At 72.1% G+C, this 15,494-nt stretch carries 16 protein-coding genes and 1 pseudogene; 6 read left to right on the forward strand and 11 right to left on the reverse strand.

Annotated features, from left to right (window positions below; all coding sequences use genetic code 11):
• Positions 1-30: 30 nt before the first annotated feature.
• From LN251_RS40400 to LN251_RS40420, 5 genes are read right to left on the reverse strand one after another with little or no spacing between them, the layout of a single operon-like run.
• Positions 31-1,278 (reverse strand): cytochrome P450, encoded by a 1,248-nt coding sequence (locus tag LN251_RS40400; protein ID WP_458249114.1) that lies wholly within the window; start codon positions 1,276-1,278, stop codon positions 31-33.
• Positions 1,275-1,883, reverse strand: coding sequence for a GTP-binding protein (locus LN251_RS40405; RefSeq protein ID WP_058921396.1), 609 nt, complete (start codon positions 1,881-1,883; stop codon positions 1,275-1,277). The genes LN251_RS40400 and LN251_RS40405 overlap by 4 nt, the downstream gene beginning before the upstream one ends.
• Positions 1,864-2,235: a DUF742 domain-containing protein gene (locus tag LN251_RS40410; protein WP_458249115.1), complete on the reverse strand. Its 372-nt coding sequence runs from the start codon at positions 2,233-2,235 to the stop codon at positions 1,864-1,866. The genes LN251_RS40405 and LN251_RS40410 overlap by 20 nt, the downstream gene beginning before the upstream one ends.
• Positions 2,232-2,642 (reverse strand): roadblock/LC7 domain-containing protein, encoded by a 411-nt coding sequence (locus LN251_RS40415; protein ID WP_030043913.1) that lies wholly within the window; start codon positions 2,640-2,642, stop codon positions 2,232-2,234. Before LN251_RS40415 ends, LN251_RS40410 begins: the two co-directional genes overlap by 4 nt.
• 5 nt (positions 2,643-2,647) lie before the next feature.
• Positions 2,648-4,417, reverse strand: coding sequence for an ATP-binding protein (locus tag LN251_RS40420; protein WP_458249116.1), 1,770 nt, complete (start codon positions 4,415-4,417; stop codon positions 2,648-2,650).
• 287 nt (positions 4,418-4,704) lie between these two features.
• On the opposite strand from LN251_RS40420, the gene LN251_RS40425 reads away from it, so the two are divergent.
• Both LN251_RS40425 and LN251_RS40430 read left to right on the forward strand, forming a co-directional pair.
• Entirely contained in the window at positions 4,705-5,067 is a 363-nt protein-coding gene (locus tag LN251_RS40425) for a DUF1304 domain-containing protein (RefSeq protein WP_058921399.1), read from the forward strand.
• Complete coding sequence (locus LN251_RS40430) at positions 5,064-5,627, forward strand: TetR/AcrR family transcriptional regulator (RefSeq protein ID WP_458249117.1); 564 nt, start codon at positions 5,064-5,066, stop codon at positions 5,625-5,627. The genes LN251_RS40425 and LN251_RS40430 overlap by 4 nt, the downstream gene beginning before the upstream one ends.
• Before the next feature lie 7 nt (positions 5,628-5,634).
• On the opposite strand, the gene LN251_RS40435 is transcribed toward LN251_RS40430, so the two are convergent.
• A complete protein-coding gene (locus LN251_RS40435; protein WP_458249118.1) occupies positions 5,635-6,489 on the reverse strand; it encodes a hypothetical protein in 855 nt (284 codons plus the stop codon).
• 67 nt (positions 6,490-6,556) lie between these two features.
• Positions 6,557-7,516, reverse strand: coding sequence for a GlxA family transcriptional regulator (locus LN251_RS40440; RefSeq protein ID WP_458249119.1), 960 nt, complete (start codon positions 7,514-7,516; stop codon positions 6,557-6,559).
• Positions 7,517-7,587: 71 nt separating this feature from the next.
• Between LN251_RS40440 and LN251_RS40445 the strand changes: the two genes are divergently transcribed.
• Positions 7,588-8,538, forward strand: a complete 951-nt coding sequence (locus tag LN251_RS40445; RefSeq protein ID WP_458249120.1) for an NADP-dependent oxidoreductase — start codon at positions 7,588-7,590, stop codon at positions 8,536-8,538.
• 1 nt (position 8,539) lies between these two features.
• Here the strand turns inward: LN251_RS40445 and LN251_RS40450 are convergent, their stop codons facing one another.
• Together LN251_RS40450 and LN251_RS40455 are read right to left on the reverse strand one after the other, a co-directional pair.
• Complete coding sequence (locus tag LN251_RS40450; protein WP_458249121.1) at positions 8,540-9,646, reverse strand: NAD(P)-dependent alcohol dehydrogenase; 1,107 nt, start codon at positions 9,644-9,646, stop codon at positions 8,540-8,542.
• Positions 9,647-9,686: 40 nt separating this feature from the next.
• Complete coding sequence (locus tag LN251_RS40455; RefSeq protein WP_458249122.1) at positions 9,687-11,141, reverse strand: aldehyde dehydrogenase family protein; 1,455 nt, start codon at positions 11,139-11,141, stop codon at positions 9,687-9,689.
• 103 nt (positions 11,142-11,244) lie between these two features.
• On the opposite strand from LN251_RS40455, the gene LN251_RS40460 reads away from it, so the two are divergent.
• Entirely contained in the window at positions 11,245-11,682 is a 438-nt protein-coding gene (locus tag LN251_RS40460; RefSeq protein WP_458249123.1) for a MarR family winged helix-turn-helix transcriptional regulator, read from the forward strand.
• A gap of 204 nt (positions 11,683-11,886) precedes the next feature.
• Complete coding sequence (locus LN251_RS40465; RefSeq protein WP_458249124.1) at positions 11,887-12,267, forward strand: anti-sigma factor antagonist; 381 nt, start codon at positions 11,887-11,889, stop codon at positions 12,265-12,267.
• A 15-nt stretch (positions 12,268-12,282) separates the two neighbouring features.
• Here LN251_RS40465 and LN251_RS40470 read toward each other — a convergent pair.
• A pseudogene (locus LN251_RS40470) lies at positions 12,283-12,466 on the reverse strand (EF-Tu C-terminal domain-related protein); the annotation flags it as partial.
• Between the two features lie 11 nt (positions 12,467-12,477).
• Positions 12,478-13,431 (reverse strand): ribose-phosphate diphosphokinase, encoded by a 954-nt coding sequence (locus tag LN251_RS40475; RefSeq protein WP_458249125.1) that lies wholly within the window; start codon positions 13,429-13,431, stop codon positions 12,478-12,480.
• Positions 13,432-13,626: 195 nt separating this feature from the next.
• On the opposite strand from LN251_RS40475, the gene otr(A) reads away from it, so the two are divergent.
• Positions 13,627-15,486, forward strand: coding sequence for a tetracycline resistance ribosomal protection protein Otr(A) (gene otr(A) / locus LN251_RS40480; protein WP_458249126.1), 1,860 nt, complete (start codon positions 13,627-13,629; stop codon positions 15,484-15,486).
• The last annotated feature ends 8 nt before the right edge of the window (positions 15,487-15,494 follow it).

Here is a 15,494-nt window from a genome sequence, read left to right on the forward strand (position 1 = left end):
GGGAACCGGCCGGGCAGCGTGGTGTCGGGGTCAGGCGGAGAACTCGACCGGCAGGCTGTCGAGCCGGGACTCCCAGGTGGAGGCGGTCGAGGACAGCTCCTCCGCCGGCACGGCGAGCCGCAGGTCCGGCAGCCGGTGCAGCAGGACGTCCACGCCGATCTCGATGATGGACTGCCCGATGTTCTGCCCCGGGCACTCGTGCGGTCCGGCGCTGAACGCCAGATGGGACTGGTTGCCCTGCACGGCGACGGCCGCGTCGGGCCGCACCTCCGGGTCGATGTTGCCGGCGGCCAGGCCCAGGACGAGCAGTTCCCCCTCCTGGATGTGGTGGCCTCCGAGCTCCAGGTCGGCCGCCGCGAACCGGCCCGGCAGCACGGCCAGCGGCGGGGTGTCCCACATGATCTCCTCCACCACGGAGGAGATGTTCAGCTGCCCGCTGACCAGGTCGGACAGCCGGCCGGCGTCGGTGAGGACCCGCTGCAGAACCTGGGCCAGCAGGTTGCTGGTGGTGGTGTGGCCGGCGATGAGCACCAGGCGCAGATGGCTGACGACCTCGTCGTGGTCCAGGCCGGCCGGGTGCTCCAGCAGGGCGGTGGCGAAGTCGGAGCCCGGCTCGGCCCGCTTGCGCTCGGCGAGTTCCGACAGGATCTGGACGATCCGGCCGTTGTGCTCCAGGGCGTCCTCACCGCCCTTGAAGACCTGGGCGCAGGACTCGATCAGGCGCAGCCCGTCCGCCGAGGGAAGGCCCAGGATCCGGGTGAGCACGAGCATCGGCAGAAGATCGGCGTAGTCGGCCACCAGGTCGGCGCGGCCGGCGTCCGCGAACGCGTCGATCTGCTTGTTGGCGAAGTACGTGGCGTGTCGCCGCACACCCCGGCTGGACGCCGCGAGCAGCCCGTCGGTCACCGCGCCGCGCAGCCGGCGGTGCGGCTCGCCGTCCTGGGAGACGCAGTCGGGCCGCCAGCCGACCATCGGGATCAGGGGGTGCGTCTCCGGGATGCGCCCTTCCCGCCAGTCCCGCCAGATCCGCGCGTCCCGGCTGAACTGGCGTGGGTTGTCCAGCACCCGCCGGTTGTCGCGGTAGCCGAGGACCAGCCAGGCGGGGACGTCGCCCTCGAGCAGCACCGGCGCCACCGGCCCATGCTCCTTGCGCAGCCGTTCGTAGATGCCGTACGGGTCGGTCGACGCCTCCGGCCCGAACAGCCGGGTGAGGTCGGCCCCGTGCGCGACCGGGCACCCGCTCGGCGTGTCGGGATCGTTTAAGGGCTGCGCGTTCATCGGGACTCCAGTGCGACGGCGGAGCGGTCCTTCAGGTGGTGGATCAGCGCGACGAGCACGTCACGGCTGGAGGCCCGGTCGCGGGCGTCGCAGGCCACGACCGGGATGTGTGCGGGGATGTCGAGCGCGTCCCGGATCTCCTCGACCGGGTACTCCTTGGAGTCGGGGAAGACGTTCAGCGCCACGACGAAGGGGACGTCCTGCCGCTCCATCTCCTCGATGGCCCGGAAGCTGGAGGCCAGGCGCCGGGTGTCGACCAGGACGACCGCGCCGAGCGCGCCCTTGAACAGGCCGTTCCACAGGAACCAGAACCGCTCCTGTCCGGGCGTGCCGAACAGGTACAGCATCAGGCTGTCGTTGAGGCTGATCTTTCCGAAGTCCAGGCTGACGGTGGTCTCCGTCTTGTCGGCGACGCCGATGAGGTGGTCGTCGTCGGCACTGGCCTGGGTGAGCGTCTCCTCGGTGGTCAGCGGCTTGATGTCGCTGACCGAGCGGACCATGGTGGTCTTCCCGGTGCCGAAGCCGCCGGCGATCATCACCTTCACCGAGCGGGTGGTGCCCCCGGCGGCCGGGCGCCCGGGGTGGTCAAAGCCGTTCAAGTCCACTGAGTACCTCCTCAAGGAGCGCGAGGTCGGGCCCGCGGCCGGCGCCGTGCGCCGGGATGGGGTCACGGGCTTCGACGCGGCCTGCCTCGAGCAGATCCGCCAACAGCACCGCGAGAATGTTGAAGGGCAATCCGAGGTGGGCGCCCAGTTCGGCCACCGACAGCGGATCGCGGCAGCGCCGGAGGATGTCCTCGTGCTCGTGCTGCATGCCCGGTACGGGGGCGGTCACCGAGACGATGAGGGTCGCCACGTCGAGACTCGACGCCGAACCGCCCGGTCCGCTGCGTCCACGGGTGAGGACGTAGTAACGCTCGAGACCGGACGGGTTCGTGGGCCGGCGGGGAGCACTCATCCAGAGTGCTCCTCCAGGCGCGGAGTGGTGCCGAGGAGCTCACCCATCCTGCGGGCCAGGTCCCTCATCTGGTGTCCGAGCAGCCCCTGGTCGAGGCCTTCCCGGGCAAGGACACCGAGATACGTCTCCACACCCGCGCGTACGACGAAGAGATGGCCGCCGTCGACCTCGATCATCGCCAGCCGCAGCTGCCCCGCGTACTTGGGGAACTGCTCGGCCACCGGCTGGGCCAGGGCCTGCAGTCCGGCGACCACGGCGGCGAACCGGTCCACGTCGTCCGGGTCCTCGGCGCCGAAGGAGGTGATGGCCTTGCCGTCACTGGAGGCCACGAGGGCGAAGCGGATCTCCGGGATGGACTCCACTAGATCGCGGAGCGCCCAGCTCACGTCGGTTCCCTGTTGCGTCATGTGGACTAGTCGCTCTCTTCAGTGCGGTGCTCGGTGGACTCACGGCCGTCAGGCCTGAGGTCCCCCTCGGCTGACTCCCCGGTGGGCTCATCGGCGGACGTGCGGCCGGCGGTGGCGAAGGCGGCCAGGCCCGCGAACGAGGCGTCCGGCGGGACGGCCTGGACCGCGTTCTCCCCGGTCCGCGCGGCCCGCTCGGCCGGCTCGTGCCGTGCCGTCTCGTGCCGTTTGCTGCGGCGTCGGGGCAGTCCGCCGGGCGTGGTGTCCACGGCGTCACCGGCCTCGGTCATGGTCTCGGCGGCGGCGACGGCCACCGGGACGGCGGGCGAGGACGGGACGGCGGGGGCCGCCTCGGCCACCTGGGCCTGCGGGGTCGCCGGGGCCTGGGCGGTCACCGGGGTCGCGGTGGGCAGCGGGCTGAAGTACTTGTGCGGGACCACCACGACCACCGAGGTGCCGAGCCACGGCGAGTCCGCGAAGGTGACGCGGATGCCGTAGCGGCGGGCGAGGGCCCCGACGACGCGCAGGCCGATGTTGGCGTCCTCGGAGATACCGCCGATGCCCGGTCCGGCGGCGGTGCCGGTCAGTGCCTCGTCGGCCTCCCGCTTCTTCTCCTCGCTCAGGCCCTTGCCGGAGTCCTGGATCTCGATGCCGACGCCGTTGGGGACCTCCTTGCCGGAGACGATCACCGGCTCGGTGGGCGGCGAGTAGCGGGCCGCGTTGTCCAGCAGGTGGGCGAAGACCAGCGTGAGGTGGTCCACCAGGCCGCCGTCCACGCCGAGTTCGGGCAGGTGCCGTACCTCGACGCGGTGGAAGTCCTTGATCCGGCCGATGCCGCCGCGCACCACGCTCAGCAGTCGCTGCGGCTCCTGCCACTGGCGTCCGGGCCGGTCCGAGCCGCCCAGTACGCCGATGCTCGCGGCGAGCGAGTCGGCGGGGCCGAGCTGCTGGTCGAGCTCCATCAGGCCGCGGGCCACGGCGGGCAGCCGGCCGTGTTCGCCCTGCATCTCGTGCAGCCGGCCGCGGAGCTTGCTGGTGAGCACGTGGATGCGGTTGCCGATGCTGATCACGGCCTGCTCGGCGGAGGTCGAGCGGTTGAACTCCTCCTCCACGCCGATCAGTGCGGTGCGCAGCACCTTGCGCAGTTCGGCCTGGAGGTCGGAGCTGACCTTGGCGCACTGGTTGCCGACGGGCAGCAGGTCCTCGATCGCCTCACCGGCGCGCAGCTGCTTCAGTGCCTCGGGCAACTGCTCGTCGGCGAGCCGTGCGACGGCGGCGTGCTGGTGGGTCAGCTGCTCCTGCCAGGCCTCGTTCTGCTCCGCGAGCCGGGCCTCGTAGGAGTCGACCTGCTCGGCGAGCCGCGCCTCGAAGGCACGGGTCTGTTCGGCGAGCCGGGCCTCGTAGGCCGAGCTCTGCTCGGCGATCCGGGCCTCGTAGCCGCTGGACTGCTCGTTGAGCTGGGCCTCCAGGGAGGCGCGCTCCGCGGTGAACTTCCGCTCCAGCACCGACACATGCTGCTGCCACTGCTGCGAGTGCTCCGCCTGGGTGGTGCGGAAGGTGTTCTCGGAGCGGGTGAGCTGGGCCCGGGTGCGGACCAGCAGCCGTACGCAGACGGCGCTCGCGGCGGTCGCCGCGGCACCCGCGACGCCGGCGGCTATGCGCTCGGAGCTCATGAACGTGGCGGCAACCGTCCCGCCTCCTAAGGCCAGCGGCATCAACCACCAGCTGTACCAGGCGACAGGGGCCCGCGCCGCCGGCGGCGGAGTGGCGAGTTCCATCTGCATCCTTCGTAGCAACACGAACGAACAAGGGGGGTGTACAAGGGGGTTCCGCACTCATGGGTGCGCACCACGAAGTGAACGGACGCGATCCGTCAACTCGCAGCGCCGAACGGGAGCTTATCGGGTTTGAACCCGAAAGGATCAACCTCGAACAGCCGGTGGACGTGAGGGTTCCATCACTCTCCGCCAGGAACCGGGCCCGCGTCGCCCGGCTCCACCACCCCCGCACTTCATGGACAGGTGTCCAGCTATAGTGGACACCTGTCCATGAAAGGAAGGTCGCCATGGCGACGCTCGCCGATGTCCTGGTCGCCCTGGTGGCCGCCCTGCACGCCTACATCCTGGTGCTGGAGATGTTCCTGTGGCAGAAGAAGCCCGGGAAGGCACTGCACGGTTTCGACCCCGAGATGGCCCGCGCGACCGCGCCGATGGCCGCCAACCAGGGCCTGTACAACGGGTTCCTCGCGGCGGGCCTGGTCTGGGGCCTGATCGCGGCCGACCCGACGGGCTACCGTGCCCAGGTGTTCTTCCTCTCCTGCGTCGTGGTCGCCGGCGTCTACGGCGCCCTGACCGCCAACCGCCGCATCCTCTTCGCGCAGGCGCTGCCCGGCGCCCTCGCCCTGGCCGCCGTGCTGATCGCGCAGTGACCCGCCCCGAGCCGGAGGACCCCAGGGCCGCCCGCACCCGGGCGCGGCTGCGCCAGGCGCTGCTCGCGGAATGCGCCGAACGCCCGCTGGCCGAGGTCGGCGTGGCGGCTCTGGTGCGGCGGGCCGGCGTCGGACGGGCCACGTTCTACGTCCACTACGACGGCCTGGAGGCACTGGCGGTCGACGCGTGCGCGGACGTCGTACGGGAGGCCGTCGAGGCGCTGCACTCCTGGACGGGCCGGCCCGATCCGGTGCATGCGCCGCCCGCGCTGGCGGAGTTCTTCGCCTCGCTCGCCCCGCACGCCAGTCTGTACCGCGAGCTGCTGACGCCGGGAGGCAGCGGCCCGCTCGGCCGAGTGCTGCACCGGGACCTGCGCGCCTACAGCCTGCGGGAGCGCGAGCGCGCGGGCGCGGCGGACGCCCCGCTGGTGGCGTCGGCGGTGGCCGCCACCTTCGCCGGGGTCCTGGCCGACTGGCTGCACGGCCTGCTGGACGGGGACGCCGCCCGGATCGCCGACGAGGTCTGGCAGTTGCTCGTCGCCCTGCACGCCAGCCGCTGACGACCACTCACTTGCAGCCGTACCCGTCCTTCACCCGCGCCCAGCCCTCCACACCGTGGGAGGTGCGGACGTAGACCCGCGACGGGTCGCCGGTGAGCCACAACTGCCGGTCGCGGTAGCGGTATCCGGTGTCGTGGGCGTCGGCCGGCATCCGCACGTCACCGTCGTACGGCACGGTGAGCATGCCGTCGGGGAGGACGTTCTCCGGGTCCCGGGCGTACGTCCTGGCGTCCCTGCCCCGGCCCAGTGACAGGAAGTGCGCCTGCTGCCAGTCGCAGTGCTCGGGTCCGCTGCTGCCGGAAACTTCGCTGACCGGCACGCGCTCGCCGTCCCGGTCGGTCCAGATCTCGTACGGCCGTGTGTCGGTGAAGCTCGCCGGGAGTTCGGCCGGGTCGCAGGAGGCGCTGGTCTCCGGGCCCCAACCGGGCCTGCCCTTCTGGTCCTTGGCGATCACGACGGCCACTCTGGTCCTGCCGCCCACGTCGAAGGAGTACAGGACGCGGTCCGCCTCCTTGCGCTCGACGCGGTAGCCGTACCGCGGGAGGTCGGGCTGCTCGATGTCGAAGAAGACCTCGAGGCCCTCGCGCGGCGTCGCGCCCCCGTCGCCCTTGCTCCAGGGGCCGCTGCCTGCGCCGGAGTAGATCTCACCGTCGCACTCCAGCGCCCGGCCGGCAGCCCCCGACTCCACGCGCGCGGCCCGGACGCCGTCTTCGCCGCCGTGCTTCACGGGCACGTGCAGCGGGCCGCCGTAGGGTACGGCGGGCGGGGTGCCGGTGACGACCAGGTCCCGCCCCTTGCCGGCGCCGCACGCCACCACCGCCGACGCCACCAGCACCGTCGTCGCCAGCCGTCCCGCGCGCATCCCCACCCCTGTCCCCCTTCGCCGCCCGTCGGTTCTTGGACGCGAACGCAGCGCGAAACGTTCGGGGTTACCCGGCCGCCGCGCGGAAGGTCCGGCGGTACGTCTGGGGGGAGACGCCGATCGCGGCGTGCAGGTGTTGCCGCAGGGAGGCGCCCGTGGCGAAGCCGACGTGGCCCGCGATCTGGTCGACGGACAGGTCGCTGGACTCCAGCAGATGCCGGGCCCGGGCGACGCGCTGCTGGACGATCCAGCGGCCGGGGCTCATGCCGACCTCGTCGTTGAAGCGGCGCGCGAAGGTGCGCAGGCTCATTCGGGCGTGGCCGGCCAGGTCGGTCAGGGTGAGGGGTTCGCCGAGGCGCTGCAGCGCCCACGCGCGCGTGGCGGCCGTACCGGCGTCGGCGTTCTCCGGGACGGGCTGCTCGATGTACTGCGCCTGGCCGCCGTCCCGGAAGGGCGGGACCACGCAGCGGCGGGCCACGGCGTTGGCCAGCTCGCTGCCGTGGTCGGTGCGCACGATGTGCAGGCAGACGTCGACGCCGGAGGCGGCGCCGGCCGAGGTGAGGATGCGGCCGTCGGCGACGAACAGGACGTCCGGGTCGAGGTCGACGTGCGGATAGCGGCGCCGGAAGGCGTCGGTGACCTGCCAGTGCGTGGTGGCCTTCCGGCCGTCGAGGAGGCCGGCCGCGGCGAGCACGAAGGCGGCGGTGCAGATGGAGACGATGCGGGCGTCGGGCCGGATGCGGGCGAGCGCGTCGGAGACCTCCGGGGGCAGCTCGGCGGGGATGTGCGACGGCGTCATGGAGGCGACCACCACCGTGTCGGCCGTGGCCAGGATCTCCGGGCCGTGCTCGACGCCGATGGTGAAGTCGGCGCAGGAGCGCACCGGTCGGCCGTCGACGCTGCACGTCAGCACCTCGTACCGGCCGTCGGCCGCACCGAAGATCCGGCTGGGGATGCCGAGCTCGAAGGGGTACACCCCGTCCAGGGCCAGGACGACGACCCGTTCCACCCGCTGTTCACCGTGCATGGCACGATCTTATCGAAGGTTGGCAATCGTGCCATTTCCCGGGGCGGCGGATCCCGGCAGGCTGGTTCACCATGAGCACTGTGAAGACGATGCGAGCCATCAGCCAGGACGTCCTCGGCGGTCCCGAGGTCTTGAAGGAAGTGGAGCTGCCGCGGCCCGAGCCGCGCACGAACGAGGTGCTGGTGCGGGTGCACGCCGCCGGCGTCAACCCGACCGACTGGAAGCACCGCGCGACCGGCGGCTTCCTGGGCGAGCCGCCCTTCGTACTGGGCTGGGACGTCTCCGGCGTGGTCGAGGCCGTCGGAATCGGCGTCGCCCGCTTCACGCCCGGCGACGAGGTCTTCGGCATGCTGTCCTACCCGTTCGGTCACGGCTCGCACGCCGAGTACGTCACCGGCCCGGCGCGCTGGTTCGCGCACAAGCCGGCCGCGATCGACCACACGCAGGCGGGCGCGCTGCCGCTGGTGTCGCTGACCGCCTGGCAGGCACTGGTGGAGTACGCGGACGTACGGCCGGGGCAGCGGGTGCTGGTCCACGCGGCGGCCGGCGGCGTCGGCCACGTGGCCGTCCAGATCGCCAAGGCGCGCGGCGCGTACGTGATCGGCACGGCGAGCGCGGGCAAGCACGAGTTCCTGCGCGGGATCGGGGTCGACGAGACGGTCGACTACCGGGAGACGGACTTCACCGAGGCGGTCAAGGACGTGGACGTCGTCCTGGACACGATCGGCGGCGACACCTCGATCCGCTCGCTGCGGGTGCTGCGTCCCGGGGGCATCGTCGTGTCGATCCTGCCGGTCGGCTCCGACGACTTCCACGAGGAGGCCGCGCGGCTGGGGGTGCGGTCGCTGCGGATGCTCGTGGACGCCTCGCACAGCGGTATGACGGCGATCGCGGAGCTGGTGGAGGAGGGGAAGCTGCGCCCCACGATCGCCGGTACCTTCCCGCTGGCCGACGCCGCCGAGGCCCATCGGCTCGGCGACACCGGCCGGACCACCGGAAAGCTCGTCCTGACGGTCGGCTGAGTCAGAACGTCAGCACGGGCTTGATCGCCTTGCCCGTGCCCACGTCCCGCACCGCCCGGTCGATGTCCGCGAACGGATAGGTGCTGATCAGGCGGTGCAGCGGGAGCCGGCCGTCCTTCACGAGCCGGACCAGGGACGGAATGAAGGAGCGGGTCTCGGCGTCACCGAGGGTGAGGCCGACGACCCGCTTGCCGCCGAGCAGCCCGTTGACGTCCAGGGCGACCTCGGTGCCGAAGGGCGGCGCGCCGACGACGACCAGCGTGCCGCGGGCGGCGAGCGCGTCGACTCCCCGGCGCAGGACGCCGACGTTGCCCGTGGTCTCCACGACCCCGTCCGCGCCCTGGCCCGCGGTGATCCCGGCGAGCGCCTCGCCGAGGTCCCGCTCCGCGGTGTTCACGGTGTGGGTGGCTCCCAACTCCCTTGCGAGCAGCAGCCGTTCGGCGAACCGGTCGACGGCGACGATCGTGGTGGCGGGGGTCAGGGCGGCCGCCATGACGGCGGACAGCCCGACGGCGCCGGCACCGAGGACGACGACCGTGCTGCCGGTGGCCGGCCGCAGTACGTTCCAGACGGCGCCGACCCCGGTCTGCACCCCGCAGCCCAGCGGGGCGACGGACTCCAGCGGCACGTCCGCGTCGACCCTGACGAGGCTGCGCTCGTCCACCAGCGCGCGTTCGGCGAAGGAGGACTGCCCGAAGAAGTGGCCGCCCAGGGGCTGTCCGTTCCGGCTGATGGTGCTGGTGCCGTCGGCGCGGCGGCCTCCGATCAGGTTCAGCGGCAGCCAGGTCGCGCAGTAGGCCGGGTGGCCGCCGTTGCAGTTGCGGCACGCGCCGCACGAGGTGAAGGACAGCACGACATGATCGCCGGGCGCCACGCCGGTGACCGCCGCTCCGACGGCCTCGACGACGCCGGCGCCCTCGTGCCCCAGCACGCCGGGCAGCGGGAAGGGCAGGCCGCCGCTCGCCACCCCGAGGTCGGTGTGGCACAGACCGGTGGCCACCATGCGGACCACGGCCTCGCGCGGCCCGGGCTCGTCGAGCTCGACGTCGGCGAGCGTGAAGGGTGCCCCGCCGGACTCGACGACCGCGGCGCGGGTGGTGATGGACATCGTACGAACTCCCTTGTGGTTCGGGCGTGTTCAGCCGAGGTCAGTCGAGTGAGACGACGACGGACTTGACCTTGGTGTAGGCGGCGAGGGCCTCGGGGCCGTACTCGCGGCCGAAGCCGGAGTCCTTGACGCCGCCGAAGGGCACCGCAGGGTCGAGCATGGCCCAGTCGTTGATCCACACGATGCCCGCCTGGAGCCGGTCGGCGATGCGGTGGGCGCGGGCGAGGTTCGCGGTCTGGACTCCCGAAGCCAGGCCGTACGGCGTGGAGTTGGCGAGGGCGACGGCCTCGTCCTCGGTGTCGAAGGGCTGCACGGTCAGGACGGGACCGAAGATCTCCTCCTGTACGACCCGGGAGTCGTTCGCCAGGTCGGCGATCACGGTGGGCCGGTAGTAGTAGCCGCCGTCGAGGTCGAGCCGCTCGCCGCCGGCCACGATACGGCCGCCCTCCTTGCGGGCGAGGTCGACGTACTCCTCGACCTTCTTCAGGTGCTTCTCCCCCGCCATCGGCCCGACGACCGTCCCGGGGTCGCGCGGGTCGCCGACGGGGACACCGGGGACGGCCTCGGCGAGGATGCCGAGCAGGGTGGAGTACACCGGGCGGGCGACCAGCAGGCGCGGGCCGCCCATGCAGAACTGGCCGGTGTTGAAGACGAACGCCTTGATGATCGCGCCGACCGCCTTCTCCAGGTCGGCGTCCTCGAAGACGAGGTGGGCGGCGTTGCCGCCGAGTTCCATGGTGACGGGCTTGAGAGCCTCGCCGGCCAGGCTCGCCACATGGCGGCCGACGGCGGTGGAGCCGGTGAAGGCGACCTTGTCGATGCCGCGGTGGCGCAGCAGCGCCTCGCCGGCCACCGGTCCGGTGCCGGTGACCACGTTGACCACGCCGTCGGGGACGCCGGCCCGCTGGAAGAGGCGGGCCATGTACAGGGCGCTGAGCGGGGTCTCGTCGGCGGGCTTGTGAACGACGGTGTTCCCGGCCGCCAGCGCGGGGCCGATCTTCGAACCGGCCAGGATCAGCGGGAAGTTGAACGGGGTTATGGCCGCGACGACGCCGAGCGGTTCGCGCTTGGTGTACGCGAACGCGTTCATGGGCGTGTCGCGGACCGCGCCGTCGAGGGAGTGGGCGAGGGCGGCGAAATGCTCGTAGTCGTTGGCGGCGTTGGTGACGTCCACGGCATGGCAGAGCGAGATCGGCTTGCCGACGTCCAGGCTCTCCAGGCGGGCGATGTCGTCGGCGTTCTCGCGGATCAGCTCGGCCACCCGGTGCAGGACCCGGCCGCGCTCGCGGCCGCTCAGCCCGGACCAGGTACCGCCGTCGTAGGCGTCCCGCGCGGCCCGGACCGCCGCGTCCACGTCGGCGGCGCCCGCCTCCGCGACGGTGGTGAGGACCGCACCCCGGGACGGGTCGACCACCTCGGTGCGCGCTCCGTCGGCGGCATCGCGCCACCGTCCCCCGACGAACAGTCGTCCAGGTTCGATCTCGAAGGTGGTCATCGCCGCTCCTCAGCCTCTTCGCCAAGATTTCAACAAACAGGAATCCTGTTGGTTCGCAGTTTCATTAGAGACAGGATTCCTGTCAATGCTCTAGGCTGAACCCATGCTCGACTCCCAGGCCGCCAAGACATCGCCGTCCCTGCTCTACATGGTCAAGCAGGTGGAACTCGTGGTGCGCTCGCACCTGGACGAGCTGGTCAAGCCGGCAGGCATCACCGCGCTGCAGTACACCGCGCTGACCGTTCTGGAGCGTCACGACGGACTGTCGGCCGCCCAACTCGCCCGCGACTCGTTCGTCACCGCGCAGTCCATCGCCGACCTCGTACGGTCGCTGGAGAACCGCGGGCTGGTGCGACGGGAACGCAATCCGCGCAACCGCAGGGAGCTGCTGATCCTGCTGACCGATGCCGGGCGGCGACTGCTCGAGGAGCACGCGGAGCCGGTGAGAACGCTGGAGGAGCGCATGGTCCGCGATCTCACGGCGCACCAGACCGAGCAGTTCCGTCAGTCTCTGACCAAAGCCTGGCACGCGCTGTCGTAAGCGTTCACCGCAATTCGAAGACATATGTCAATCGAACATGCTCAAATTCACTCCATCGAGGGTAACTTGCAGGGCGGGGAACGCTTTTGCGCTCACCGGGACCCAGGGGACGGGCTCGCGCTCACAGGCTCACGGAACGTTGTCACCCCGGCCCCCGGTGACCTGCAAGCCCGCAGTGTCGGAGCAGGTGGAGGCGATGTCGTCGTGGAGCAGCAACCGGCGCCGCTGACGCGGCACCTGCGGGTCCGCCAGGACCGCGGTCACACGGTGCTGGAGTTCCGCGGCGAGATCGACATCGCGGCCGCCACGGAGATCGGTCCGTACCTGGACGGCGTGACGGCCCGCCCCGAGGTGCGGCTGGTCATCGACCTGCGGCCCGTCGACTTCTTCGACTGCTCCGGACTGCGCCTGCTGTACCGGGCCCGGACCCGCATCCTCGACCAGGACGGCGAACTGCGGCTCGTGTGCACGCATCCTCTGACGCTGCGCATCCTGCGGGTCACAGGGCTCGCGAAACTGCTGCCTCCGCATCCGACCCTGGACGCGGCCCTCGGGCAGCCCGAGGCCACGTCCGGGTCGCTGTGAGCGCCGCCGGGCCGCCTACTGGAGAATCTTGGTGACCTGGCCTGCGCCGACCGTGCGGCCGCCCTCACGGATGGCGAACTTCAGGCCCTCCTCCATCGCGATGGGCTGGATCAGCTGGACGTGCATTGCCGGTGTCGTCACCCGGCATGACCATCTCGGTGCCCTCGGGCAGCGTCACCACACCGGTGACGTCGGTCGTGCACTCCCTGTCTAATCGCTCCGGGGCGCGTCGAACAGGGCGCTGACGGACTCCCCGTTGTGAATGCGGCGCACGGCCTCGGCGAGCGCCGGGGCGACGGTGAGGATCCGCAGCTTCTCGGTGCGCTCCTCCTCCGGCACCGGCACGGTGTTGGTGCACACGATCTCCAGTACGTCGGGCTGCTCGCCGATGCGTTTGAGCGCCCCTGCGGCGAACAGCCCGTGCGTGCAGGCCACCCGGATCGAGCGGGGGCCCGACTCCCGCAGCCGGTCGAGGAGTTCGAGGACCGTGCTGCCCTTGGCGATCTCGTCGTCCAGGACGATGACGTCCCGGCCGGCGACCTCGCCGATGACCGAGCTGATGGAGACCCGGTCGTCGGCATAGCGCTGCTTGGCACCGGCGGCCACCTGGGCGCCGATCATCCGCGCGAACGCGGCCGCCTCCTTGGCGTTGCCGAGGTCCGGCGAGACGACGGTGGTGCGGGACAGGTCGTACCGCCGGAAGTGGGCGGCCAGTTCACGCCGGGCGTGCAGGTGGTCGACCGGGACCGAGAAGAAGCCGTGGACCTGCGGCGAGTGCAGGGTCATGGTCAGCACCCGGCTCGCGCCCGCCGCGACCATCAGGTCGGCGACGAGCCGTCCGCCGAGCGAGATGCGGGGCGCGTCCTTCTTGTCGGAGCGGGCGTAGGAGTAGTGCGGCATGACGACGGTGATCCGGGCCGCCGAGGCACCGCGCGCCGCGTCGCACATCAGCAGCAACTCCACCAGGTTCTCCTGGACCGGCTTGACCAGCGGCTGGATCAGGAAGACGTCCCGCTCCCGGCAGTTGGCCTGGAGTTGCACCTCCAGGCAGTCGTTGGCGAACCGGCTGACGCGGGTCGGGCTGAGCGGCACCCCCAGATGGGCGCACACCTCGGCGGCCAGATCGGGGTGGGCGCTGCCGCTGAACACGGAGATGTCTCGCACGATCCGCTCCTCGCATGATCACGTACGGGCTCTTCATGCTACTGACGCCGGAAAATCCGGTTGCGCCGCACGCGAACCCGCGGGTCATGATGTGACCGTCCGAGTCCCCTCACGTCAGGACCCCTCGCATGCGCCGACTCCTCGAGATCACCCAGCGCCCCCACCGGCCCACGGTCTTCGAGGACACCACCCCGCATGCACACCCTGAACATCGGCATTCTCGCCCACGTCGACGCAGGTAAGACCAGCCTCACCGAGCGGCTGCTGTTCGACCACGGAGCGATCGACCGGCTCGGCAGCGTCGACGCCGGTGACACCCGCACGGACGACGGCTGGATCGAGCGCCGGCGCGGCATCACCGTCCGCTCGGCCGTCGCCGCCCTCACCGTCGGCGGCACCCAGATCAACCTCATCGACACCCCCGGCCACTCCGACTTCATCGCCGAGGTCGAGCGCGCCCTGGAGGTCCTCGACGGCGCGGTGCTGCTGCTGTCCGCCGTGGAGGGCGTGCAGGCGCAGACCCGGGTGCTGATGCGGACCCTGCGGCGGCTGCGGCTGCCCACCCTGGTCTTCGTCAACAAGATCGACCGCGCGGGCGCCCGCTCCACCGCCCTGCTCGCCGACATCCACCGCAGGCTGACGCCGTCCGCCGCCGCGCTCACGGACGTGTCGGGCCTCGGCACCCCCGGCGCCCGGGTGACACCGCGCCCGGCCGGGGACGCCCGGCTCGCCGAGGCGCTCGCCGAGGTCGACGCGGACGTGCTCGCGGCCCTGGTGGACGGCCCCGCGCCCACACCGGAGGACCTGCGCCGGGCGCTCGCCGCCCGCACCGCCGACGGCTCCTTCCATCCTGTCCTCTTCGGCTCGGCCCTCGGCGGGCAGGGCGTCGCCGAGCTCGTCGACGGCCTCGTCCGCCTCGTCCCGCCCACCCCGGCGCGGGGCGGCGCACCCCGCGGCACGGTGTTCGCCGTACGACCCGGACCGGGCGGTGAGCGGACGGCCTATCTGCGGTTGTACGACGGCAAAGTGACGCCGCGTCAGCCGCTGAGGTTCCGGCGGCGCGAGGCCGACGGGCGCACCACCGAGGTCTGCGGACGGGCGAACGGCCTGGCCGTGATCGGCCGGGACGGCCCGCTCACCGCCGGGAACATCGCCGCGGTCACCGGCATCGCCGGCATCCGTGTCGGCGACCGGCTCGGCGACGCCCCGTCCGAGGCGGCGCAGCGGTTCGCCCCGCCGACGCTGCGGACCGTGGTGCGCGCCCGCCGCCCCGAGCAGGCGGCGCCCCTGCGTGCGGCCCTCCTGGCCCTCGCCGACCAGGACCCGCTGCTGCACGCCCGTCCCGCGGCCGCCGGCGCCACCGCGCTGCTGCTGTACGGCGAGGTCCAGATGGAGGTGCTCGCGGCCACGCTCGCGCACGACTTCGGCATCGAGGCCGACTTCGAACCGGGCCGCGTCCGGTTCCTGGAGCGGCCGCGCGGCGTGGGCGAGGCGTGCGCCGCGATGCCGTGGCACCTCGGCGGCCGCGTGTGGGCCACGGTCGGGCTGCGCGTGGAGCCGGGACCGCGGGGCGGCGGAGGCGTGTTCGCGTACGACACGGAACTCGGCGCCCTGCCCCGCGCCTTCCACCAGGCCGTCGAGGACTCCGTGCACGCGGGCATGCTCGACGGGCTGTCGGGGGCGCCGGTGACGGACTACCGGGTCACGCTGATCCGGTCCGGCTTCAGCTCGGTCATGAGCACGGCCGGCGACTTCCGCACCCTCACGCCGGTCGTGCTGCGCCGCGCGCTGGAGAGCGCGGGGACCGGACTGTACGAGCCCTACCACACCTTCGAGGCGGAGGTCCCGCTCGACGCCCTCGCCCCGGTCACCGCCCAACTCGCGCAGGCCGGTGCGGAGTTCACCGGCACCTCGGGCGGGAGCACCTCCTGGGTGATCACCGGTGAGATGCCGGCCCGCCGGGTGCGCGAGGTCGAGTTGCGCCTGCCGGGCCTCACCCACGGCGAGGGGGTGTGGTGGTCGCGTCCGTCGGGCGACCGTGAACTACGGCCGTAGCGAGGGGC

It is taken from the genome of Streptomyces sp. MAI_2237 (assembly GCF_054189285.1).